At 68.3% G+C, this 21,718-nt stretch carries 20 protein-coding genes and 1 pseudogene; 12 read left to right on the plus strand and 9 right to left on the minus strand.

What is annotated here, in order from left to right; all coding sequences use genetic code 11:
- Positions 1 to 4: 4 nt before the first annotated feature.
- The 3 genes from ACSP50_RS10720 to ACSP50_RS10730 all read left to right on the plus strand — a co-directional run bounded on the left by ACSP50_RS10720 (position 5) and on the right by ACSP50_RS10730 (position 4,155).
- Positions 5 to 2,293, plus strand: a complete 2,289-nt coding sequence (locus ACSP50_RS10720; protein ID WP_043511180.1) for a PKD domain-containing protein — start codon at positions 5 to 7, stop codon at positions 2,291 to 2,293.
- Entirely contained in the window at positions 2,266 to 3,519 is a 1,254-nt protein-coding gene (locus ACSP50_RS10725) for a hypothetical protein (RefSeq protein ID WP_099343735.1), read from the plus strand. The genes ACSP50_RS10720 and ACSP50_RS10725 overlap by 28 nt, the downstream gene beginning before the upstream one ends.
- A 156-nt stretch (positions 3,520 to 3,675) precedes the next feature.
- Complete coding sequence (locus tag ACSP50_RS10730; RefSeq protein ID WP_043511185.1) at positions 3,676 to 4,155, plus strand: hypothetical protein; 480 nt, start codon at positions 3,676 to 3,678, stop codon at positions 4,153 to 4,155.
- 115 nt (positions 4,156 to 4,270) lie between these two features.
- Here the strand turns inward: ACSP50_RS10730 and ACSP50_RS42980 are convergent, their stop codons facing one another.
- Positions 4,271 to 4,711, minus strand: a complete 441-nt coding sequence (locus ACSP50_RS42980) for a PH domain-containing protein (RefSeq protein WP_014689205.1) — start codon at positions 4,709 to 4,711, stop codon at positions 4,271 to 4,273.
- Positions 4,712 to 5,172: 461 nt separating this feature from the next.
- Between ACSP50_RS42980 and ACSP50_RS10740 the strand changes: the two genes are divergently transcribed.
- The 8 genes from ACSP50_RS10740 to ACSP50_RS10775 all read left to right on the plus strand — a co-directional run bounded on the left by ACSP50_RS10740 (position 5,173) and on the right by ACSP50_RS10775 (position 13,449).
- On the plus strand, positions 5,173 to 5,481 hold the full coding sequence (locus tag ACSP50_RS10740; protein WP_014689206.1) for a type VII secretion target: 309 nt from the start codon (positions 5,173 to 5,175) through the stop codon (positions 5,479 to 5,481).
- Positions 5,478 to 7,511: a hypothetical protein gene (locus ACSP50_RS10745; RefSeq protein WP_014689207.1), complete on the plus strand. Its 2,034-nt coding sequence runs from the start codon at positions 5,478 to 5,480 to the stop codon at positions 7,509 to 7,511. Before ACSP50_RS10740 ends, ACSP50_RS10745 begins: the two co-directional genes overlap by 4 nt.
- Positions 7,487 to 7,924, plus strand: coding sequence for a hypothetical protein (locus tag ACSP50_RS10750; RefSeq protein WP_043511188.1), 438 nt, complete (start codon positions 7,487 to 7,489; stop codon positions 7,922 to 7,924). The genes ACSP50_RS10745 and ACSP50_RS10750 overlap by 25 nt, the downstream gene beginning before the upstream one ends.
- 4 nt (positions 7,925 to 7,928) lie before the next feature.
- The gene (locus tag ACSP50_RS10755; protein ID WP_231956895.1) at positions 7,929 to 8,603 is read left to right on the plus strand and encodes a hypothetical protein; all 675 of its coding nucleotides are present in this window, start codon (positions 7,929 to 7,931) and stop codon (positions 8,601 to 8,603) included.
- Between the two features lie 760 nt (positions 8,604 to 9,363).
- Entirely contained in the window at positions 9,364 to 9,561 is a 198-nt protein-coding gene (locus tag ACSP50_RS10760) for a DUF397 domain-containing protein (RefSeq protein ID WP_043511192.1), read from the plus strand.
- Between the two features lie 556 nt (positions 9,562 to 10,117).
- Complete coding sequence (locus ACSP50_RS44575; protein ID WP_255344728.1) at positions 10,118 to 10,249, plus strand: hypothetical protein; 132 nt, start codon at positions 10,118 to 10,120, stop codon at positions 10,247 to 10,249.
- Between the two features lie 357 nt (positions 10,250 to 10,606).
- Positions 10,607 to 11,272 (plus strand): hypothetical protein, encoded by a 666-nt coding sequence (locus tag ACSP50_RS10770; RefSeq protein WP_014689211.1) that lies wholly within the window; start codon positions 10,607 to 10,609, stop codon positions 11,270 to 11,272.
- An 11-nt stretch (positions 11,273 to 11,283) separates the two neighbouring features.
- Positions 11,284 to 13,449 (plus strand): DUF262 domain-containing protein, encoded by a 2,166-nt coding sequence (locus ACSP50_RS10775; protein WP_014689212.1) that lies wholly within the window; start codon positions 11,284 to 11,286, stop codon positions 13,447 to 13,449.
- Between the two features lie 30 nt (positions 13,450 to 13,479).
- On the opposite strand, the gene ACSP50_RS10780 is transcribed toward ACSP50_RS10775, so the two are convergent.
- The 5 genes and pseudogenes from ACSP50_RS10780 to ACSP50_RS10800 form a co-directional block, all read right to left on the minus strand.
- On the minus strand, positions 13,480 to 14,904 hold the full coding sequence (locus tag ACSP50_RS10780; RefSeq protein WP_014689213.1) for a HAMP domain-containing sensor histidine kinase: 1,425 nt from the start codon (positions 14,902 to 14,904) through the stop codon (positions 13,480 to 13,482).
- Entirely contained in the window at positions 14,901 to 15,407 is a 507-nt protein-coding gene (locus ACSP50_RS10785) for a response regulator transcription factor (RefSeq protein ID WP_231956896.1), read from the minus strand. Before ACSP50_RS10785 ends, ACSP50_RS10780 begins: the two co-directional genes overlap by 4 nt.
- A gap of 397 nt (positions 15,408 to 15,804) precedes the next feature.
- Complete coding sequence (locus tag ACSP50_RS41715; protein ID WP_155123471.1) at positions 15,805 to 16,320, minus strand: hypothetical protein; 516 nt, start codon at positions 16,318 to 16,320, stop codon at positions 15,805 to 15,807.
- A 459-nt stretch (positions 16,321 to 16,779) separates the two neighbouring features.
- Positions 16,780 to 17,914: pseudogene (locus tag ACSP50_RS10795) on the minus strand (glutamate--cysteine ligase).
- Between the two features lie 251 nt (positions 17,915 to 18,165).
- A complete protein-coding gene (locus ACSP50_RS10800; protein ID WP_231956897.1) occupies positions 18,166 to 18,594 on the minus strand; it encodes an STAS domain-containing protein in 429 nt (142 codons plus the stop codon).
- Between the two features lie 184 nt (positions 18,595 to 18,778).
- Between ACSP50_RS10800 and ACSP50_RS10805 the strand changes: the two genes are divergently transcribed.
- A complete protein-coding gene (locus tag ACSP50_RS10805) occupies positions 18,779 to 19,504 on the plus strand; it encodes an STAS domain-containing protein (RefSeq protein ID WP_043511197.1) in 726 nt (241 codons plus the stop codon).
- A gap of 257 nt (positions 19,505 to 19,761) precedes the next feature.
- Here the strand turns inward: ACSP50_RS10805 and ACSP50_RS10810 are convergent, their stop codons facing one another.
- From ACSP50_RS10810 to ACSP50_RS10815, 3 genes are all read right to left on the minus strand, one after another.
- Complete coding sequence (locus ACSP50_RS10810) at positions 19,762 to 20,496, minus strand: GAF domain-containing protein (RefSeq protein ID WP_014689219.1); 735 nt, start codon at positions 20,494 to 20,496, stop codon at positions 19,762 to 19,764.
- A 116-nt stretch (positions 20,497 to 20,612) separates the two neighbouring features.
- Entirely contained in the window at positions 20,613 to 20,762 is a 150-nt protein-coding gene (locus tag ACSP50_RS43825; protein ID WP_014689221.1) for a hypothetical protein, read from the minus strand.
- Positions 20,759 to 21,601, minus strand: a complete 843-nt coding sequence (locus ACSP50_RS10815) for a chemotaxis protein CheB (protein WP_014689222.1) — start codon at positions 21,599 to 21,601, stop codon at positions 20,759 to 20,761. Before ACSP50_RS10815 ends, ACSP50_RS43825 begins: the two co-directional genes overlap by 4 nt.
- Positions 21,602 to 21,718: the final 117 nt, after the last annotated feature.

Raw genomic sequence — 21,718 nt, forward strand, 5'->3', positions numbered from 1 at the left:
GCGGGTGGTGGCCGGTCTCTCGACGCTGACCGGCGTCGCCGGCCTGGCCGCCGCGGCCGTCCTCGGCGCCGGTCACGGCTACCACGCCGCGGCGCCCCACCTGCTGGCGGGCGCGGCCTGGCTGCCGTCGGCCGGGCCGGGGGAGGTCGAACTGCTCGACGGGAGCAACGCCGAGGTCGCCGCGCGGGTGCCGGTCGCCGCGGCGACGCACGACTTCGACGTCGTGCAGCACGGGTCCGACGCGTACGTGGTGGACGCCGTGAACGGCATGGTGAGCCGGGTCAGCGGCGCCACGATGACCGCCTCGCCACCGGTCGCCCTCGTTCCGGGCGCCACCACGGGGGTGCGGGTCTTCGCCGGCGACGGCGTGCTGTACGCGGTCGACACCGTGCACGGCCTGCTCGCCGTCCTCGACCCGGAGACGCTCGCCCTCCGGGGGACACCCCGCCCGCTCGCGGTGGCCACCGACCCGGGCGCGGCCGTGCTGGACGCGCACGGCGTGCTCTGGGCGTTGGACACCGGGGCCGGGAACCTCACCGTCGTCCGGGGCGGCGAGAGCGTCGTACGGCGGCGCGTCGTCACGGCCGGCGCGGGACGGCTGCTGCTCGCCGGCGGCAAGCCGGTTCTGGTCGACCTGGCCACCGCGGAGGCCTCCACCCTCGACCGGGACGGCAGATCCACGGCGACCGTCCGCATCGACCTGGGTGACGACCGGGACCCGGCGATCGGCGGTTCGCCGGACGACGCCCGGGTCTATCCGACCCTCCGGGGTACGGTCAGCGTCTGCGAGCTGACCGTGAACGGGTGCGGCCGGGCGATCACGCTGACCGCCGCCGCCGATCGGCTCGGCACCCCGGTGGAGAACAGGGGGCGGCTCTTCGTCCCCGAACCGGCGCACGGCCGCGTCCACATCGTCGACCCGGTCAGCGGACATGTCATCCGGCGCACGGTGCTGCGGCCGCCGGGCGACCTGCGGCTGTTCGTCCACGACGGCATGGTGTTCTTCAACGACCCCCGGACGTGGCGAGCCGGAGTCATCCGCGAGGACGGCTCGGTGGTGACCGTCGCCAAGTACGACAAGAGGACGTCGTCGCGGGCGACCATGTCCCCGAACGCTCCGGTGCCGACCGAACCGGCCCCCACGCCGAGCAGAAGCGTCACCTCGACCCCGAGGGTGCACGTTGCGGGGGAGAACCCGAGGCGGCCCTCGTCCAGCCCGCCGCCGGTGACACCGGAGGTCGCCGTCCAGGCCGCCCGGCCCACCGTGATGGTGGGCGAACCCGACGAGCTGAACCTGATCGTCACGCCCGGCACGCCGGCGCCGCAGAGCGTCATCTGGACCTTCGGCGACGAGATTGGCGCCGAGGGCCCGGGGGTTGCCCACACGTGGCCGGTACCGGGCACCTACGACGTCGAGGCGACGGCGACCTTCGCCCATGGTGTCGTCGTCTCCGCCCGCACGTCCGTCCAGGTGACGGACCGTCCCACGCTCGCCGTGAACGCCCCGGCCGGCGGGACGGTCACCGGACCGGGCATCGCCTGTCCCGGCGACTGCGACGAGCCCTTGGACGGCAGGTCCGGCACCCTCGGCCTCACTGCCGTCCCCGCCGCCGGATTCGTGCTGGCCGGCTGGAGCGGCGACTGCGCCGGGACCGCCCCGGAGTGCGTCGTGGACACGACGACGAGCCGTACCGTCGGGGTGACCTTCAAGCGGCTACCGATCTCCCTGATCGAGCTGGCGCCCTCCGCGACCTGGGATTCGGGCGAGGGACCGGCCCAAGCCGAAGCCGTCCGGGCCCTTGGCCCGCCGGGCTCGGAGCCGGCTCCACCGACGAATCCGCCGGTACTCGTCTATGCCTACGCGCAGGGGCTGATCCCGCTGAATGACGGTAGCGCCCCTGCGGTGTTGGAGCTCCAACCGTCGACCTTGTACGACGTGAAAGATCCACTGGACCCCTGGATCCAGGGGGATTTCGCGTTGCCTTCTCCGGTGGTGTCCGGAGACCAGTTCCGGAGTCGGATCGCATTTCGTGTTCGCCCGGAATGGGAAGGTAACGTCACCGACGGTGATCCGGTGCCCGGGGCGCTCTTCGCCGTCGAAGCCCTCATGCCGGACGACCATTGGAAACAGATCAGCGGCTATCAGTTCAGAGCGCCCGAAGCGACGATTCATGACTTCAATTTCGATCTCGGCCCGGCCGAGGGGGCTACCAAGATTCGCATCCGGATCTACGCCGGCGAACTGCCGGGGCGGGAGCAGTTTCTGTGGATCGAGCCGAGCGTCCAAGGCTGAGGCCCGCCCCGGTCACCGTCTCCCTTCAACCGGACCGGCTCGACCTGCGACCGGGCCGCAGCGGCGACGTCACCGTGCGCGTCACCAACACCGGCACCCTGGTGAGCCACTACGACCTGGTGGTCCGCGGGATCCCCGCCGGGCAAGCGGTGGCCGACCCGCCGCGGGTCGAGCTCAACCCGGGTGACACCCGTACCGTCGCCCTGCGGATCACCGTGGGTGAGCCGGGACCCCCGTACGCCGGTCGCCACGTCCTCGGTGTGGTCCTGCGCGACGCCGCGAGCGCCCGCTGCGAGGAGCTGACCGTCACCGTCGCCGAGGCCGCGTCCCTCGACCTGACCGTGCGCCCCGAGGCCGCCGACGGCGAACCCGCCGCGGAGTACGAGCTCGCCCTGACGAACACCGGGAACACGCCGCTGGCCACCCGCCTCGGCGCCCAGATCGCCGACCGGGGCGTCGAGTGCACCCTCAGCCCCGCGACGGTCACGGTCGGGCCGGGCGCCACCGCCACCGCCCGGCTGGCGGTCACCGCGCCGCGCCCGTGGACCGGCAACGCCACCCGCTCCCTGGGCGTCGTGGCCGCCGCCGGATCGCTGCGGGCCGAGAAGCAGGTGCTGATGCGGCAGCGGCCCCGCATCCCGGTCGGTCTGATGTGGGTCGCCGGCCCGCTCTCGGCCGCGCTGGTCCTGGCCGCCACGATCGGCGGCACCGCCCTCGTGCTGCGCCGTCCCCCGCCGAAGGCCGCCCCGACCGCGCCGGCGCCGGCGCCGGCGCGGTCGCCGGCCCAGTTCATCCTCGACTTCGACCGCACGCCCGGCGACACGATGATCTCCGCTGACCGGTTCGCGCCGGACGGCCTCGACGTCAGCACGGTCATCGACCGGGCCACCCCGGACTGCACCGCCGCGACCGCTCTGGCGTTGCGCACCGACCCGCTCCTCGGCACGTTCCTCACCGGCTCGGACCCGGGCAGCATCCTCGTGTGCAACTCGGTGCCGTTGCGGTTCCGGTTCCGCACGGCGGCCCGGGTGGTCCGGCTCACCTACGCGGGCGAGGGCGAGCACACGTTCGTTGCCCAGCTCACCGACGGCACCCTGGTCGACTGCCCGGTCGGGGCGGCACCGCAGGTCAGCTACACCGCGCCGGAGGGGAAGGCGATCGCGTCGGTGGTGTTCTCGGGGGGTGACCCGGTGGCGGTCAAACAACTCGCCTATACCGAGGGTTGACCCCGGGCAGCCGATCAGCGATCTCCACGCGTCCCTGCAGCCGGCATCCTGCCGAGGCATCTGCAGATGCCCGTTGGTCCGGCGTCGAGTGCGGATCTATGGTTGTCGGCGGGCGTACGTGTCCGGCCGCCCTCGGTCCCGTCCGTGGAGTCAGTCGTGGCACGTTTCGTCGTCGTTCAGGAAGTCCGCGTGCCGGCCACCGCGACCTGGACAGCCCTGGTGGACTGGCCCCGGCATGGCCGGTGGGCCCCGCTCACCGCCGTACGAACCGTCACTGACCGTCCGGACGGTGTCGGCGCCGCCTTCGTTGCCCGCACCGGCCGTGGACCTGTGGCCTTCGACGACCCGATGACGGTCGTCGGCTGGGAACCGCCGCAGGGCGACTCGCCCGGTGATCGGCCCGGCCGCTGCGAGGTGGAGAAGACCGGCCGGGTCGTACGCGGCCGGGCCTGGTTCTCGGTGACGCCGCTGCCCGATTCGCGGAGCCGCGTGGTCTGGGCCGAGGACGTCACTGTCTCCCCGCACCGGGTCACCCGGTTCGCGGGGCCGTTGTTGGCCCTGGCGGGCCGGCTCGGCTTCGCCGCGACGCTGCGTGCGTTCGCCCGCGACATCGAAGGCGTCGCACCGCGCCGTTGACCGGTCCGAACAAACAGGGCGCCCTCTCACGCGGATGCCACGCCACGATGACTCTGGCCCCGACCTGCGCCCGCCGCCGCTGGATCAGCCGCTGAAACGCGTAACGGTGGTTCGGTCAGTACCGGGAGCTGCGCTGCGCATTCCAGGCCCGCCAGAACAGCTCGGCCTGCCGATCGAACTTCTTCTTGCCGACCAGCAGGCCGGCCTTGGGCACCGGCAGCTCCTCCCAGGAGACGATCCCCCTCCTGCCCTCGGTCCTGATCTCCAGCCGGCGTTCGGTCCCCGTGCGGAAGTAGTTGGTGTATCGCCGTACCTTGACCACCCTGACATCGTGGATGGTCGACCACGGGTGCAGTTTGTTGTCCAGGACAGCCTTCACGCGGATACCCTCGCTGTCCACCGTGACGCGGGCCCGGTACGACAGGTACCCGGCCAGCAGGAACCCGCCCCAGAACGGCGAGAAAATCACCGAACTGGAGCCCACCGGCAACGGGGCGCAGGAATGGTCGGCCGGGTCACAACTGGTCGGAAAGTAGGCGAGCGTGGCAATCAGCATTGCCCCGCCGATACCCGCCCAGAGGCCCCAGCGACTTGGCGGATTACGAAGAACGACGGCAGACATGGGCGACAGGCTATGACGCGGGGCTGCTCGTTTTCGTCGTCGCGGCGGCGCACCGTGAGGCCGGCTGGGCTGTCGATCTCGAGCGCGGCAGTGGCAAGGCGACCGGGTCCGGTTCATCCCGGCCGACTTGACGATCGTTGAACCCACGGCTCGCCGGCGGTGTTCTCCACGTCGAGGGGTTACCACAGCTTCCAGCAGTGGATCTATCATCCAACCTCGGGTTGGTGGGTTCTAAGAGTCATACATCCTGGGATTTTGATGTTCTGCGGATAGTCAAGTGCCTAGCGGACCGGTAGAGCTGCGGCGCAGCGGCAGAGCGGTCGGTCCGGCCGGCCGGACCGTCTCGGTGGCGTAGGACATGTGAGGTTCGGCGGCAGGTGATGTTCGGATGGGGGATGCCGGTGCTGCAGGTTGATGCCGAGGCGTTGGGTGGTATCGGGCGGAATGTGGCTGATGCCTTCACCACGCTGCAGGGGGCGGTGACGGCATCCGGCGCCCGGCTGGCGCCCGCGCCTTGGCCGGTTTCGGCGGCTGCTACGGCGGCGCAGGCGGCGGAGAAGGCGTGGTCCGCTGATCTGCGGCGGCTCACCGGCGAGATCGATGAGTACGGCCGGAGCCTGACCGCCGCGGCGCAGACCTACCAGGGCACCGACCGCGACAACGCCCATGATCTGCACGGCGGTGGGGCAGGGGCGGGCCGATGAGCCACCTGACGTTGCGGGATCTGCTCGAGTTCGACGCCGCGCCGTGGCATGCCGCGGCCGATGCCTGGCAGCGGTTGGCCCGCGGTATTGATGCCACGTCGGAGCAGCTACTCGCCGGCACCCGCGATCTCGGCGAAGTGTGGCCCGAGGGCGAGGGATCTGCGGCGGCGCTGCGGAAGGCGGCCATGCTGCGGGCCGAGGTGGAGAATTCCTACCTGCCGGCGAAACGCCTGGCCGATGCTTTCGACCAACACGCGTACGCGATGAAAGCCATGCGGGATATCGCCGCGGGCATCATCTACTCGGCGCAGCAGGCCGGGTACACCGTGGACACGGCGGCGGTGACGATCACCGCGCCCGCGACGGCGTACATGGGTGGCAATCTGGACCGGACCGGCCGGGAGATCGGCTCGCTGCTCGCCGATCTGCGAACCGTGGTGGAGAACGCCCGGTCGCAGGACGTTTCGACAGCAGCCGCCATCAACAGCAACGTACCGTCGCCGAAGACCGGCTTCGGAGCGAGCCCGGCCAGTGCGATCACTCGGGCCCAGGAGCTGGCGAACAAGCTGAAGGACCCGACGTACGAGCCCACTCGTGATGAACTCGACGAGCTGCGCAACCTGATCATGCTGTACGGCACGGACAAGGCCTTCGCCCACGACGTGCTGACCGCTCTGGGCCCCCAAGGACTGCTGCAGCTCGACGGCACCTTGGCGACCTACCAGCTCGATTATCCGGGCAAGGACGTCAACAGTGCGTTGTTCAGCCGCGACACCGCCGACATGGTGCGCGACCTGCAGAACGGTCTCGGAGTCATGCTGGCGACGGCGACCACGCCGACCGGCACGAGGACCGGCCCGCACGGCGAGACCCGGCTGCCCGGGCAGTACGACCTGCCCAGTCAGTGGGTCAGCGACCTGATGACAGCCGGGCGCAGCACGATGAACATCGGCGATCCGAGTAGCCCGGGCCGTTTCGTCGAAGGTGTCTACGGCTATCAGCTGCTGGGTCCGCTGCTGCACCATGGTGACTACGACGCGGGATTCCTGTCCACCGTCGGCGGCGACATGGTCGACTTCGAGATGTCGAAGGGCGAGAACAGCGCCCTGTGGAACCACGCGCATCGTCCGGACAACCTGCGCCTGGACTGGACCCAGGGACACGACGACAACCATGTTCCGGCCGGGCTTGACCCGATGAACGGCCTCATGGAAGCCCTGTCCCACAACGGTGCCGCCGGCCGTGACCTGCTCACCGGCGTCACCAGCTTCACCAGCGACGGCCCGCTCGGCGGCCGCCTCCCCCGGCTCGACTACCTGCTCACCGACCGGAACTGGAGTGCGACCGCGGACGTTGCGGGCGGCCCGGGCTGGACCGCCGACGTGCTGCAACACGGCAGCGACTACCACAACACCGCACTGGACAACTTCGGCGTCGCACTACAACACGCCACCATGGACCACCCCGGACCGCAAGCCCGGCACATCGTCGAGTCGATCATCTACGAGACCGGCGTCGACGAGCAGGCCCAGTACTACCCCAACGGCGTGGTCCCCGGTCACGGCACGAGCACCGACTTCAAGTCGACCGACCTGATCAACCCGCAGCTGCGCCAGCCGCTGGCCACCATCACGTCGGGCTACATCTACGAGATCAACGCCAACATCTCCGAATCCCACGAGGCGATTCCCGGCGTCACCATCGAGGTCGACCGGAACCATCTCGTGCGCTTCCTGGCAGACCTCGGCAAGGACCCGGGCGCGCACAACACCATCGCCGACGCGGAGGCCGCCTACGCCCTGGGCAGCTACGACGACATCCTGTCCGGCCGGCAGAACCCGCACGCCGACATGACCGACCACCTGAACGCGATGGAGCACGTCTCGCACAACTACGGCAGCGTGCTGGGAGCCCTCGACCACGGCGCCGCCGCAGCCACACACACACGCAGAGCGCCGAACTGGACGCGATCGCCGACAAACACGTCGAGGACCACTACAAGGTCGTGGACACTTTGGTCGAGCAGGTGATGGGCAAAGTGACCGGCAAGATCCCGGTACCGGTCGTCGGCGACCTGGCCAACAACTACGTCAACGACCTGCTCACGCAAGCCCAGCAACGCGACATGGTCGACAATCACGGCCACGCTGTCTTCAAAGTCGCCGATGCGCTCGGCGCCGCCCGGAACACCTCGGCCCACCTCACCGAACAATCCCTCTACAACAGCGGTAAACTTCACGACCTGCCGGACAGCCTCATCGTCGACGGACATCCGAAACCGAGAGAAACCTGGACCCACAACGATTTTCAGGACTGGCAGGAGTACAAAAATGGGCGCGGCCAGAGCGTTGTAGGCATTGCCGCCGACCATGGAGCAGATGCCTATCAAAACGGCTGGACGTGGGCGAGAACCATCCTTGGTGGTAGTGATGGGACGGAGTAAGACCTTGACCTCTCGGAAAGCGCTGACTGCGGCAACACTGGTCACGACCGTAGGGCTCACCCTCGCCGCCTGCACCGTTGAACACCCACGAGGCGACAAGACCACCCCTCCCGCAGCCAACGGCAGTGCCGGCACACCATCCATGACGTTCGACGAGGCATACCGGAAAGTGCCGATGAACGGGACCGCAAACCAACCGATCACCTGGGATGTGACCAGCACACCCGACACTGAAGAGGTCCTCGCCGCCCGGCGCAGTTTCGCGTTCCTCCATTGGGAGAAGCAGGCCACCGACTGGGCTCCCATCCTCCCGATCGGACGCTACCTGTACACCGATGACTACTACGCATCGGTATTCGCCCCGTTCATAACCTCCACGTCGCCGATCGAGGACCCCTGGGCCGGCCCGATCTGGGTCAAGAGCGTGGGCGTGGAACAGATGGCCCCCGATCGCCAGCGGGTCACCTTCTGCGCCGACCTCGGAAACTGGCACCACGGCAGCGAGAAGCCCTACGCCGCCCCGGGCCACCGCGGCGTCATCCAGTCGTACGAAATGCAGAATGTCGAGTCCGGAGACGGCGAGCGCCATTGGCTCACCGACCGCGTGTTCAACCCCGACATCGACCGCCAGGCAAAGTACGGCTCGGCGTGCACCAAGTGGGCCGTACACAAGCCCTGACCACGTGTCCACATCGGGTCGAAGATCTCGGGGAGGCAGTACGCCCGAGCTTGCGGAGCCGGCAACACGCGCGATGCCCTATTGGGCGGGGCCGCAAAATGACGATCCGAAACCCGGCGAACTCGACATCTGGGGTATAGGCCGGGACCGCCAGGAGCAACATCGTCCTGGTCGCGGCCAAGGGCGGCACTGCCACCACCGGCGGCCGCGAGTATCCGCAACAGGGCAGCGGCCCGAGTGAACTCACCCGGACGGCGTCTTCCCGTCGCTTCGATGCATCTGACCTGCGGCGGGCGATGAAATGCCCCGACGTTTCCCCGGGGGTCGTCCTTCCGGTGATCGCCTGCGGACTTCCCATGACCGGCCGCACCGCTGCGTCAACTCGGCAACGCTGAGGCCCGGTCGAGGGGCGATCATCGAGCGGATCGAGTACGAGCCGCACGAGCATGTCGACTCGTCGATCCAGCTTGCGGACGCCACCTAGCCGCTGTGCCGAATCTGTCGGGCAACCCGTGGTGCTCATGTTTCCGCGCCGACAGGGCTGGTTCAGCCGTGCCGCAGCCCGGTGACGCCGGCATGGTCAAGCCGGCCGGTACGTCCGAGGCGTCCAGGTCGAGCCGTCCACGGCGATACCCCTGCTGCGGACGTTTTACGTGCGGCACATGCGGGATTCGATCTACACGCTGATGGAGCGGCCTGCAGAGCCGCCCGCATGAGACTCCCCCTCGGGGAGCTGAGGGGGCGAGCGAAGGGAAACATCATGAACAGCAGCACTATCTGGTTCAAGAGCAGCTACAGCGGCGCCGCCGGCCACTGCGTCGAGACCGCGTTCCTGGAGAACAACAAGGTCGGCGTCCGGGACTCGAAGAACCGGTCCGGCCCGGCGCTGATCTTCACGGCGGCCGAGTGGGATGCCTTCGTAGCGGGCGTCAAAGCCAACGAATTCGACCGGCGGTAATCGCCGCAGCGGCGGGCGGGGCTTCGGCTCCGCCCCCGTTTGGTCGCCGGCCCTGAAGCAAGCGCGGCCGGTACAGACCAGTAAACGAACGCAAGGCCGAACTGCTCGTCATGGAAAAGCGGCGTGCACAACGCGAGACCTGGTCAGCACCCGCATCCCGACGTATCAAACCGTCACTCACCGGCTGACGTAATACGATTCCCCTACCAGTTCCCTGAAACGCATCAGACCCGGTCGGGAGACCGGGCCTGAGGTGCACCTGTATACCTAGTGGAGCTGTGTTCGGAGGGGGACTCTCACCCCTATACGGTGTATCTGACACACTATGCCCGTTTTGGTAACAGAGTCACACTAGACCACGCGTCCACAGCATCCGTGTGTTGTGCGGCAGCCGGGCGTTTTGGCTGGTGGTGGCCGTGGCGAGGTCGGTTCCGCTGCCGCCGCTGGTTCCCCGGCTGACCCTGCCGGACCGGCAAGGGCAGCGCCGGGAGGCCGTCGCGCTCGTCTATGCCGGTCAGCCGAAACGCCGAACGACGCCGGCGCGACCGCTCGCTACGTGAAGGCAACTCTGCAGGAGATCGCGACGGCGCTGTCCGGGCTGACGGGTGAGCCGCACCCGCTCGCATTGCCGGGCAACCTGCCGGTACTCAGTCTTCCTGGTGATGCCCTGGTCGGCGACTATGACTGACCAAGAGTGAGACCTGGCGGCGGACTTCGGTCCGCCGCCAGGCCGGAGTGCCGAGGCGCTTCCTCGCGATCCCGACGACCTCCTTCGCTTAAGACTCAGATGTAGATGAACCGACCCGGGGTGCATCGACGCCGTCTATGGGACACCCCACGTTGATGGTGGCAAGAGGCGGGCTGGCTGGAGGATGGGCGGGATCAGCGCGCCGATGAGTTGTTCGGTGTCCATGCGTCAGCTGGCGTAGCAGTTCCTTCTACACATGGCTACGCCAAGCGGATGTCACAACGCTGACAGTGACTGTCTTCAATCCGCCTGTTTAGCATGCGAGTACGTGTACGTCGGGTTTGGGGGTAATAAGCGTTGGATACGACAATCCTCGTCAAGCAGTTCGCGGACGATCATGGAGCCGTATTCCTCGAGGTGATCCGAACCTCGCCTGAGCCGATCCGCGCGCAAGCCATCAAGGCGCTGCTGGTCGAGGCCGGTGTCAAGAAGGCAGATGTCGATCGCCGTTGGACGGCTTTTCAGCGCGCCCTCAAGCTGCATCCACAGATCACCGCCGCCAACGGCAAGTACGGCTGGTCTGTCGAGCGGAAGCCCGCCCGGGACTCCCTCGACGTGCTGGCGGGAAACCTACTCGCGAAGCTGCCGCCGTGGTTGGTTCAACCTCTCGTGCAGAATGTGGCGGCTGCTCTCGATGCCGGCGAGTCGACCGTCTCCGGGCCGACGAGTCACGAGTTCGAGGAGGCCAGGCTGGTCGCCGATCTCGCCGTGGCTGTTGAGGTCCTGCAGTCTCGCGGCGACACCATTGCTGAGGTGGCGAAGCTCTTGATGGATGAGACGCGCCGCAAGCGGCTCTGGCCGCTGGGCCGGCCCGGTGAGACGGTCCCGTTCGACCCGGACTCTCACGAGGCCGAAGTGACGATGCCCAATCCGGGGACCGTTGTCCGGGTCGTGCGCTCCGGGTACCTCTGGCGTGGCGGCGGTGAACCGGTGGTGGCCGCCAAAGCGGTCGTGGCCCTGTAGCCGGGGCTGTCATGGCCAGGAGTCGCGGTGGCAAGAAGCTGGTCAGTGCCCGCGAGCAGTCCGTTGACGCGTTGTTTGGTACGGAGTCGTTCGGTCTCGACTACTACCAGCGCGAGTATGTCTGGGAGGAGCCGCAGGTCGCGCGGCTGATGAACGATCTCTCCCGAAAGTTTCTCGACCAATTGAGTGATGAGCATTCGCTGGGTGACGTGAAGTCCTACGATCCGTACTTCCTCGGTCCGTACATCATCTGCACCGCGGACGGACGCACCTCGCTGGTTGACGGCCAGCAGCGCATCATCACGCTACTGCTGTTGTTGATCTATCTCCATCGGCAGGCGGTGGCGGCGCCGAAGGCGAGGAGCAAGGCCGGCCAGCTTTTGACCTTGATCATGTCCGAGCGGTTCGGCAGGCGCACGTTCCGCGTGGATGTCGACGAGTACGACGCCTGCTTCAACGCTCTGCTGAACGGTCGTGGGTTCGATGTTGCCGGTGCCCGGCCATCAGTCCGGCGTATCTGGCAGGCGTACCAGTACATCGATCTTCATTACCCCGCACAGCTGCGCGGCGATGTCCTGATCATGTTCATTGACTGGTTGCTCTACCGGGTCTCCCTGGTCGTGATGGATGCGGGGGACCGGGAACGTGCCGAGGAGATGTTCCAGTCGATCAACGACTGCGGGGTTCGTCTCTCGCCGATGGATCATCTCAAGCGCTTTCTGCTCAGTGATGCCGAAGAGGATCCAAGCGAGATCGAAGGCGCGTGGACCACGATGGTGTCGGCTCTGGAGGACGTCGAGAAAGGGGCCGCTTTCGCCTATTTGCGCGCCGTCTTCCGGGCGAGGTTCCCTGAGGCCGTGGGAAGGCCGGGGCCGAGCCTGAACGATGCGACTCACGAGTGGGTGCGGGTGCACGAGCGCGAGATCTGGCCCAACCGCAAGAGCGGCGATCGGGCCCGCCTGGTGACCGAGGTGCTCTACCCGTTCCACACCACGTACGTCACCATGCTACGCGCGCGATCCGAGATCAACCCGGGTCTGCGGGCGGTGCGGTACAACGCTTTCAACGGCATTGCCGAACAGTTCGATCTCACCCTTGCCGCGCTGAGGTCTGGCGATTCGGAGATCGAGCGAAAGCAGAAGGCCGGTCTGGTAGCCAATTTTCTGGACCTTTTCTATGTGACGCAGACGCTTGGTGACGAATCGGTCGAGCAAAGGCACGTCGATGAGCTTGTCTCCTCGGTGATGCCCGCAGTGCGGCTGTCCGAGTCGGTTCAGGAGCTCGGCCGTGTACTCGGGGACCAGGCCGCAGACTGGCCAGTCCGGCTGGACCTCATCTCGGAACTGCGCTACGACACCAAGCGAAGATTCGTGCATTACGTGCTGACCCGTCTGACCGCGTGGGTCGAGATGGGCGCGACCAATGGGGAAACGGATCCCACCGACCGCTTCCTGCTGCGCCGGCACCATGACCGCGACTTCGAGATCGAGCATCTCTTCACCAGCACGGCGTCGAAGTATGCACACAAGGTGCCGGACGCTCGCTACTACGGCTTCCTGCGGAATCGGATCGGGGCGCTTCTGCTACTGGACGGCCTGGACAACGGAAGCTATGGGGGGATGCTCTTGGAGGACAAGCTCGCGATGTACCGGAAGGACACGCGATTGGCCGGGATGCTCAACCCGGACTTCTTCCAACGAGGCAACGTCCGGCTCCGGAAGTTCCTCACCAGCGAAGGCCTGTTCGCCATGATCGCCACCTATGACCCGAGCACCGCGTTGGAGCCGTTCATCGACGCTCGCGGTCGTTTCTACCGCGAAATCGCCAAGAAGATCTGGAGCCTGGATGCGCTCGGACTGGCGCCGCCACCGGCGCCCGGACCGGTGGCGACTGGGAGGCGCACCCGCTACGGAGTCCGGTTCCAGGACTTGGTCCAGACCGGCTTACTGAGCGCGGGCGACAGACTCTTCGGCCGCCGACGTGGCCAGATGTACTACGCCCGGGTCCGCCCGGACGGACGGATCGAGACTGCAGCCGGCGTCGCAAGCGCGCCCAGTAAGGCGATGGAGGACGCGGTGGGCGTGGCTGGCAACGGCTGGGCCTTCTGGTCGGCCGAAGATACCAAGGAGCGGCTCGATGCGATTCGGCAGCAGTACCTCGATCGGTTCGGGCGATAGTGCGTCGCATCACGCCGATAAGAGGGCAGGTCAGTTCGAGGGCATCGCGGAGAGCTGTTGATGGCTACGGCCAGAGCCGGCGGGGAGTCTGACCACTGCGTCGATACCACCGGTTCCGCTTGGTCGCAGTTCCGCAGTACCGCCACTGGCTACGGCGAGGGCACGTACCAGGGCGAGGCCGAGTCCGGTTCCCCCCGTGCCGGCGCTGGGTGCTCGCCAGAAGGGCACGAGAGCTTGTGTTCGTTGTTCTGCGGTGAGTCCGGGTCCTTCGTCGATGACGTGGAGTTCGACCTCCGGGGCTGAGTCGGCCTGGTCTATCACGTGCCAGCTGATGGTGACCGTGCTTCCGTGGGGGGCAACGCGGAGGGCGTTGGAAACCAAATTGTCGATGATCTGTTCGATGGCGGTGGGGACCGCTCGAACGCCGACATCCACCGGGCCGGATGTGGCCAGGTGGATACCGCGGCTGATGGCCAAGGGCTCCCAGAAGCAGATTCGCCTGTCGATGGTATCGGTCAGGAAACCGTCTTCCTGGGGCAATGCGCTCTGCTCAGCTCGCGCCATCGCCAGCAGCAGCTCGACCATCCGTGCCAAACGGTCAGTCTCGTGCAAGGCCGCTTGCAGGTTGTTGTGGCCGTCGGCCGCGATGTCGGGTTCGAGGTTCTCCAGTCGTAGGCGCAGGGCTGCCAGCGGTGTTTTCAGCTGATGGGAGGCATGGCCGTTGAACGAGCGTTGCGAGGTGATCAGCGTGTTCAACCTCTCCGCGGTCGTCTTGTAGGTGACTGCCAGGCGTCGCACTTCCGGCGGGCCCGAGTCGACGGGCAGCGTCACCGGGAGCGGGCCGTCTGCCAACGTCCGGGTGGCCAGTTCCAGCGCCCGGATCGGTCTGCTGATCCATCGCGCGAGCGCAAACGCCGTGCCGGCGGCCGCCGCCAGCAGGAGTATGCCGGCTGCGGCCAGCATGAGTTCAAAGTGCTGCACGCGTGTCGTCACCGCGGTGGCCGGCACGTTGACTTCCAGCGCGCCGTGTGGCTGCAGACCCGGGTGTACGGACACGACCACTGACATCGTCCGCACGTCCGCTGCCGTCGACATCCGTGCGCTGACTCTGCCTTGTCCGCGTAGCACCGCATCGACGTCGGAGCGTGCTGTGGGGCTGTCAGCCGGTCGCTCCGGAGGGTATGTGCTGGCCAGAATCTGGCCGTGGGCGTCCATGACTTCCACGTTTCCGCCAAGGCGTTGCGCCGACTCGCGCGCGAGCACCTCGATCTGGAGCATGTCGTTGCGCGCCAGCGCGGAGTCGATGAAGGCGGCGAGTACCTCGGCGTCGTGTTCGAGCTGCTCGAAAGCCTGGTTTTGCTCGTTGCGGCTTTGTGCGTAGCCCAGGGGCACTTCGAGGCCCAGGAGGATGAGCAGGGCAAACGTTACATAGGTTGCCAGCAGTCGGCGGGTCATCGGAGTCCTGTCGGCGCAGTGATCCGGCCTTGGTTCGCCGCGGCTGTCGTGCTGCGGCGGTTCACCGCCCGCATCCGAGCCACCAACTCGCGGATGCTGAACGGCTTGCCCAGATAGTCGTCCGCACCCAGCTCCAAGCCGCGCACCCGGTCGGCTTCGTCACCGCGCGCCGTCAGCATGATCACGGGTACGTCGGTGGTGTGGCGTAGTTGCTGGAAGACGTCGATGCCGTCGATGTCCGGCAACCCTAAGTCCAGCAACACCATGGTCGCCGGCGGGGCGGCGAGCGCTGCGACTCCGGTGGCTACCCGGTCAGCCGTGATCCCATATCGGGCGAGGCCTTCGACCAGCGGATCGGCGATGGAGTCATCGTCCTCCACCAGGAGCACTCTCCACTGCTCACCCGTGGCGGGCGCGGCGGCGGTGGGGGTGTCGCCGGCCGATCTCGGGGCTACCGCGGCATCCGGGCTGCCGCCTCGCACCGCGAGCGCGGCGCTGATCACCGATTGGAGGCTTCGGGGGGTCAGCAGCGCCCGGAACACCCGTTGGTGCAGGTCTTGCGCCATCCGCTTGGACTCGGCGTCTACCGATCCGCACAGTATGAGCGGGATGCCGGCAGTCTCCGGCCGGGCCCGTAAGGCGTCACCGAGTTGTACCGGGCTCATGTCCGCCAGCCGGGTGTCGGCGATCATTATGTCCGGTCGTTTGGCGAGGGCCCCGGCGACGGCGGCCGCGCCGGTACGGAAATGCGCCACCGTGTGACCCGAACGCGCCAGCAGCGCCTGGACCGCCTGCCGGCCTTCGGCGCTATGGAAGGCGGCGATAGCAAAGGCCACGGCGGATCACCTCGTTCGGCACGGTGGGGGTACGGGCTGGTGACTGTCGCTAACCTCCCTGTGGTCAAGCTGAGCGATCTCTGAAGCGGCGCTCTCCGCTGCACCCGTGGTGGGCGTCGCTGACTCCGGCACTTGCTGCGGCGATGGCGGGAAGTGTGACGGCGGGGTGGGCCGGTGTGGGCGACCGGCCGGGGTTCGAGCCGGTGGAGCGGCTGCTGCAGTTCAAGTTCGCGACGGCCGTGAGCTGATCCTGCTCGGTCAGCTCACTTGCCGTGACCACCACCCGGTGGTGCTGGCGGAGTTCGAGCGCGGGTTCGCGGCGGGGCAGGCGCAGTCGACCATCGCGCAGCTCAACGCGTACGGCGTGCAGTCGTGGCTGCCGGAAGTGGAGGGGCCGGTTGACCTGGGTGAACCCGAGCATCGGGCGGTGCTGAGCATGCTGGGTCACCAGTCGCAGCGTGAGGTGCTGCGCAATCGGTTCCGCACTGCGGCGGCGATGGCGGCGCAGGTCCGGGCGCAGGGCCGGCATCTGGGTGGTCGGCCGCCGTACGGGTGTCGGCTGGTGGATGCGGGCCCGCACCCGAACAAAGTCCACGCTCAGTGGGGCCGGCGGTGGCATCGCCTGGACATTGATACGGTGACGGCGCCGTGTGTGGCGCTGGCACCCTTGAGGTGCATGACGCGATTCTTGAACCGGCGGACGAAGGGCTCCCGGTGGCGCCACCGGGCGTCAGGGCCACGGGTTCCATGAAGCGCGGCAGGGGGGGACAAAGGCGGTGCCGATGCCGCGTGGTCCCGAGCCGAAGCCATGCGCGCTGACGCCGAACGAGCCTACGATCGTGCTCACCAGCGCGCCGTCATTGCCGACCAGATGATCGAACGCACCGCCACGGCGCGCCGATCAGCTCCGCGCCGATCAGCTGACCCGCCACCGGACGATGCTTTCGCAAAACGCTGATTGCATCACGCTAGGTGCCTAGCGGGCAGCGGCTTCGTCCCGCGCGCTCCACAACAGCCGGGCAGGCCCCTCATGACGCGTTCAACCGGCCCGGGTCCAGGCGGCCAGAGCGGTCAGCACCGCCCGCACATCGCCGGTCGCGCGGTGGATGGCTCGCTGCCGGGTGGCGCCGTCCCCGCGGTCCCGCAGCCGTCTCAGCCCGTCGACCACCAGCTCCAGATCACCGGACTTCAACAGGGCGGGGCTGACCGTGGCGAAGAACTCGTCGACGAGCTCCCACGCGGGCCGGGCGCGCCCGAGCCGCAGGTCGACCAGGTCGCCGCTGAGCCCGTAGCGGGCCGAGCGCCAGTTCGCGGCGGCCAGCACGCAGTCGCGGGGCCGCGCTGCGGGGATCCCGGCCCGGGATGTCGGCGATGGCCGTGGCGACGGCGGCCCGCACGAGCGCGGTCACCAGGACGGTGTCGTCGAGGTCGGTGCAGACGTCGCCGACCCGGATCTCGACGGTCGGGTAGGTGGGGGAGAGTCTGGCGTACCAGTAGATCGATGCTTCGTCGAGCACCATGGAAGAAGAGATCAGATCTTCGACGGTACGGCCGTAGTCGCGCGCTGAGGCGAAATAAGGCGTCGGTCCGATGCTGGGCCAGCGCAGCAGTTGCACCGACCGCCAGCTCGCGTGCCCGGTGTCGACCCCGAGGAACAACGGGGAGTTCGAGGTCAACGCACGGACCACCGGCAGCCACACCTGCAGGTGGTTGCACACCTGCACGGCGAGTTCACGGTCGGCGACGCCGACGTGCACGTGCAGCCCGCACGCGGCCGGGTCCGCGGCGACCGGGCCGTACCGGTCGGCAAGATCGTGATAGCGCTGCCCGGCGGGCATACTCGAATCCAGCTCGGCGACCGGTGTGGCGCCGACGGCCACCAGCCGGGCCCCGGCCGCCTCGGCCGCGTCGGCGGCGGCCCGGCGCTGCTCGGACAGCTGCGCCCGGACCTCGTTCAGGCCGGTGCACACTCCGGTGACCAGTTCCAGCATGCTGCGCCGCATCTCGCGGCGGCTGCGCGGCCGCACCGACTCCGGCAGTGCGGCGGCCACCTGATCGGCAATCGGCAGGTTGGCTCCGGTGACCGGGTCGAGCAGCAGGAATTCCTCCTCCACGCCGATGGTGAGCGCCGGCGCCGGCATGGTCCGGGTGACCGGCCGGCCGGCGGTGATCATGGTTGCCATGGGTCATCGTCCCTTGTCGCGGGCGCCGGGATGCCGGCGCTGGCTACCCCGGTGGATCACTGGCAAACCATGCGGATGAGAGGCCGCGGCAGGCGGTGGTGTCGTCGCTCATCCGGTCGGCGCCGGACGCCTTCGGGCAGATCACCACAGTGCACGGCGTGCTGCACGGGATCGGTGCCGGAACACCGCCGGAGCTGCTGGTCCTCAACGAGATCGATGTGGCGCTGCCGGGGTGGGTTGATTCAGCCTGCTTCGCGCTCGTCGCCGGAAGCGGCAGGTATGAACTCGTCGGCGTGGCCGGTCGGCTCGCCGGCAGGGCCGGCGGTCTGCTCGGTGACGCCGAAGACGTCGAGCAGGCCGGTGATCTGCAGGACCTGGAAGACGTGCGGGTGCACCCGCGGCATCGACATCCGCGAGCCGGCCTGTTCGAGTCTTTTGCGGCAGATGAGCAGGGCGCGGATGCCGGCGGAGTCGAGGAACGTCAGCCGGGTCGCATCGATGTGGATCGGCGCGGAGGCGTAGCGGTGGGCGAGGTCCGTGATGCCGGCGTGCAGCCGGTCGGTCTCTTCCTGGTCCAGCTCACCGATGAGGCACAAATGGACGGAGCCGTCGGCGGCAGGTGTGATGCCGTCGATGTGCAGACGCGGCGCGGAAGAATAAGCGAACGTCACGGAAGGCTCCTGCCCGGCGGTGCTCACGTCGTCCTCGCTGTTGAAGACCCTTCGCATCGACCCTACCGCCGTCACCGTATGTCCGCGCCGTGCCGAGGCGACGCCATACCGGCGCAAGCACCGCCGTCCGGCGCGAGCCGGGAAGAACTGGGCAGGTCACACGATTGCGAGCGACAATGGGGAAGTGTCTGATGTTCAGTGCGAGATCGAGCCGGTAGGAACGCGCCTGCTCGTCCGCGTCCGCGGGAAGCTGTCCGTGGCGTCGGCCCCGGCGGTCCGCACCGCGCTGCTCAAATGCCTGGTCGAGCAGCCGGACGCGCTCGTGGTGGACCTGGCCGAGATGGTCGTCACCGAGGCCGCCGCGGCCTCGGTGTTCCTGGCCGCCGCCCGCCAGGCCTCGCACTGGCCCGGCGTCCCGGTCCTGCTGGCAGCACCGGATCCGCAGCTGGCACAGCTGCTTTCCCAGGGATATCGGCGCCTCACCGTGCACCCCAGCGTGCAGCAGGCGCTGAACGCGCCGATCCGGCAGCAGACCTCCACCATCAAGGACACCCTGCTACCCACCTCCGGCGCTGCCCGGCACGCCCGCGCATTGGTCACCGAAGGCTGCCTGCGATGGGAGCTGCCGCACCTGGTCGGCCCGGCCAGTGTCGTGGTCGGCGAGCTGGTCAGCAATGCAGTCGTGCACGCCCAGACGATGATCGACCTGCGGCTTTCCATGGGCCGCCGCTACCTGGTCGTGGCGGTGCGCGACGGCAGCGACGCCCTGCCGGTACTGCCGGCACCAGCCTCGGCGGACCCCCTCGACGTGCGAGGGCTGCTGCTCGTGCAAAGCCTGGCCCACAGGTGGGGGACGCTGCCGGCCCACGGAGGCAAGGTCGTCTGGGCGACCCTGTCCCGCTCGACCTGATCGGCCGAAAGTGAGCCGGGCCGGACGCCATCCGGGTCCGGCCCACGCCGTACGTGTCAATCGATGGCGCCTTTGATCTTGTTGACGATGCTGGCGACCTCATGGCTTCCGACACCATGGAGTTGTCCGGCCGCAGCATCAAGGTCCTGCGCCGGCGCACCTGATCACGGACCGGCGTTCGTGCTCGACCTGGTCTGGCCACGTCATGTGCTGGCCTCGGTCCGGCCGCAACTCCCGGGCCCGAGCCGGGCGAGAAGTCACTTGCGGTGGATGAGATCCTTCGCCTCGACGCTCAGCGAGTTGCCGTGCTCCGCGGCACGCTCGCACAGGGTCGTGTAGGCGTCATCGGAGCTGTGGCCCCCGAGCTCGGTGAGCAGACGCACGGCGCGCTGGATGCAGGTGCGCACCGCGAGCGCCCGCGCGTACCCGTCGAGTAACTTCGCAGCTCCGGGATCCCGCACCGGCGGGGGATCGATTCCCAAAGCCAGTTCACGGCTGGTGGCGTAGAGGTGAGCGACTCCGACGATCAGCGGTTCCATCGTGCTGCTGTCGCGGCCGTAGAGGTTGAGCACGGCTATCGGCGTGCTGCGGCCGATGTACAGCGGAACCGAGACCGACGCTTGCAGCCCGAGGGCGGGTGCCACCGCGTGGAAGCCTGGCCAATCCATCGTCGCCCTGGTGTCCGTCACGCCGACCGGTTCGCCGGTCTCCAGCGCCTGCAGGCAGGGGCCGGCTCCGTCGGCGATCTGGGCCTCGTCGACGGCCGAAGCGATGTCACTGCTGGCCGCGACGGTGGTGTACTCATCGCCCTGCAGAGTCGTGACGGAGGCATAGTCCGCGGCGGCCACCCGGTCCGCGGCCAGAGCGGCGATCACCTTCAGGTGGATTTCGACCCCGGAGACATGGTCCGGCGTCTCGGCCAAGCCGACGATGGCGTCGGCCAGAGGCCGGTGATGAGGCGTGACATGCTCGGGATGCTGCGAGGTCGCCATCGGTCGCCCTTCTTGGTGTCAACTGTCGCCGACGGTGCGCACGGCTGTCGCCGGCCCCAGCATGGCCCCGCCGGACAGCCTGCTCAACGGCGGCTGAGCGCAGGCCGGCCGGGAGATCATCTGGCGTGGTCGTTACCCGACCGGTTGACGTGTTCCCGCAGCGTCGAGGCTGCGCGGTTGGCTCGTTCGGCCTCTGCCCGGAAGGCCTCAGCGGCGGTGACGTCACCTGAGGTCGTGGACTGTGCGACCAGTTCTTCGATGATCATGGCTTTTTCCTGCAAGGCGCTGACGGCGGTCCAGATCGCCTCCTCGGTGCTGTTGTCGCGCGTCGCGAGCAGTGACTGCGGAGAGTACGAGTGCCGACGTGACAGACGTAGTGGGCAGCCAGTCCGGTACGGATCACGTACATGCCGCCTGTACATTCCGGGCAGCCGAGGGCGACGGGTTGCCCACGGTCGGGAGTGTTCGATCCTCCGTACGCGATCATGTCGGTCTCCCAGATGAGGGGTTCCGGCGGCCGGCCGTCGGTGGTGCTCGGTTTGCCGGTCGTCTCCGCGATGGTGTCGCCGAGGTCGAGGGCCGGCACGGTCACAGCGCCCGGCACGATCCGCAGAGCGGCCTGCGGCATGCTGGGAAAACGGGCCTCGGCGGGATCCTGGATCAGCGCGGTTCCGCCCGCGGCGGTGATCGCGGCCAGACCGGCGGCGCCGTCGTCGAGGCTGCCCGAAAGGACCACGCCGACGACCCGGGGACCGCACCATCGGGCCGCCGAGCGGAACAACGCGTCGACGGCCGGGCGTACCCGGTTCTGCCGCGGTCCGTCGCTGAGCCGCAGGACGTGGCCGTCGTCGATGATCAGATGCCGGTCCGGGACTGCCAGGTGGACACAGCCCGGCTCCAGCCGGGTGCCGTCGACGGCGGCCCGCACCGGCAAAGTGCACGACGAGGCCAGCGAGTCGGCGAGCCCGCCTCGTGCGCCGGGCGCGGTGTGCACGGCCACCAGCACGACGGCCGGCAGATCGGCCGGTAGCCGCGCCAGCGTCTGTCTCAACGGCTTGTGCGAGCCCGCCGACCCGCCGATCACCACCACATCGCGACGCACCATCGTTGCCTCAGCACGCTGTCCTTCGGTGGCATTCCCCGCGATTCGTCCGGCAATCCTGCTGCCGCCGCATTCGCGGCGACGTTTCGTTCTGTGCACGGGTCACGGCCGGGAAGGATC

The sequence above is a fragment of the Actinoplanes sp. SE50/110 genome (assembly GCF_900119315.1).
Taxonomy (GTDB): domain Bacteria; phylum Actinomycetota; class Actinomycetes; order Mycobacteriales; family Micromonosporaceae; genus Actinoplanes.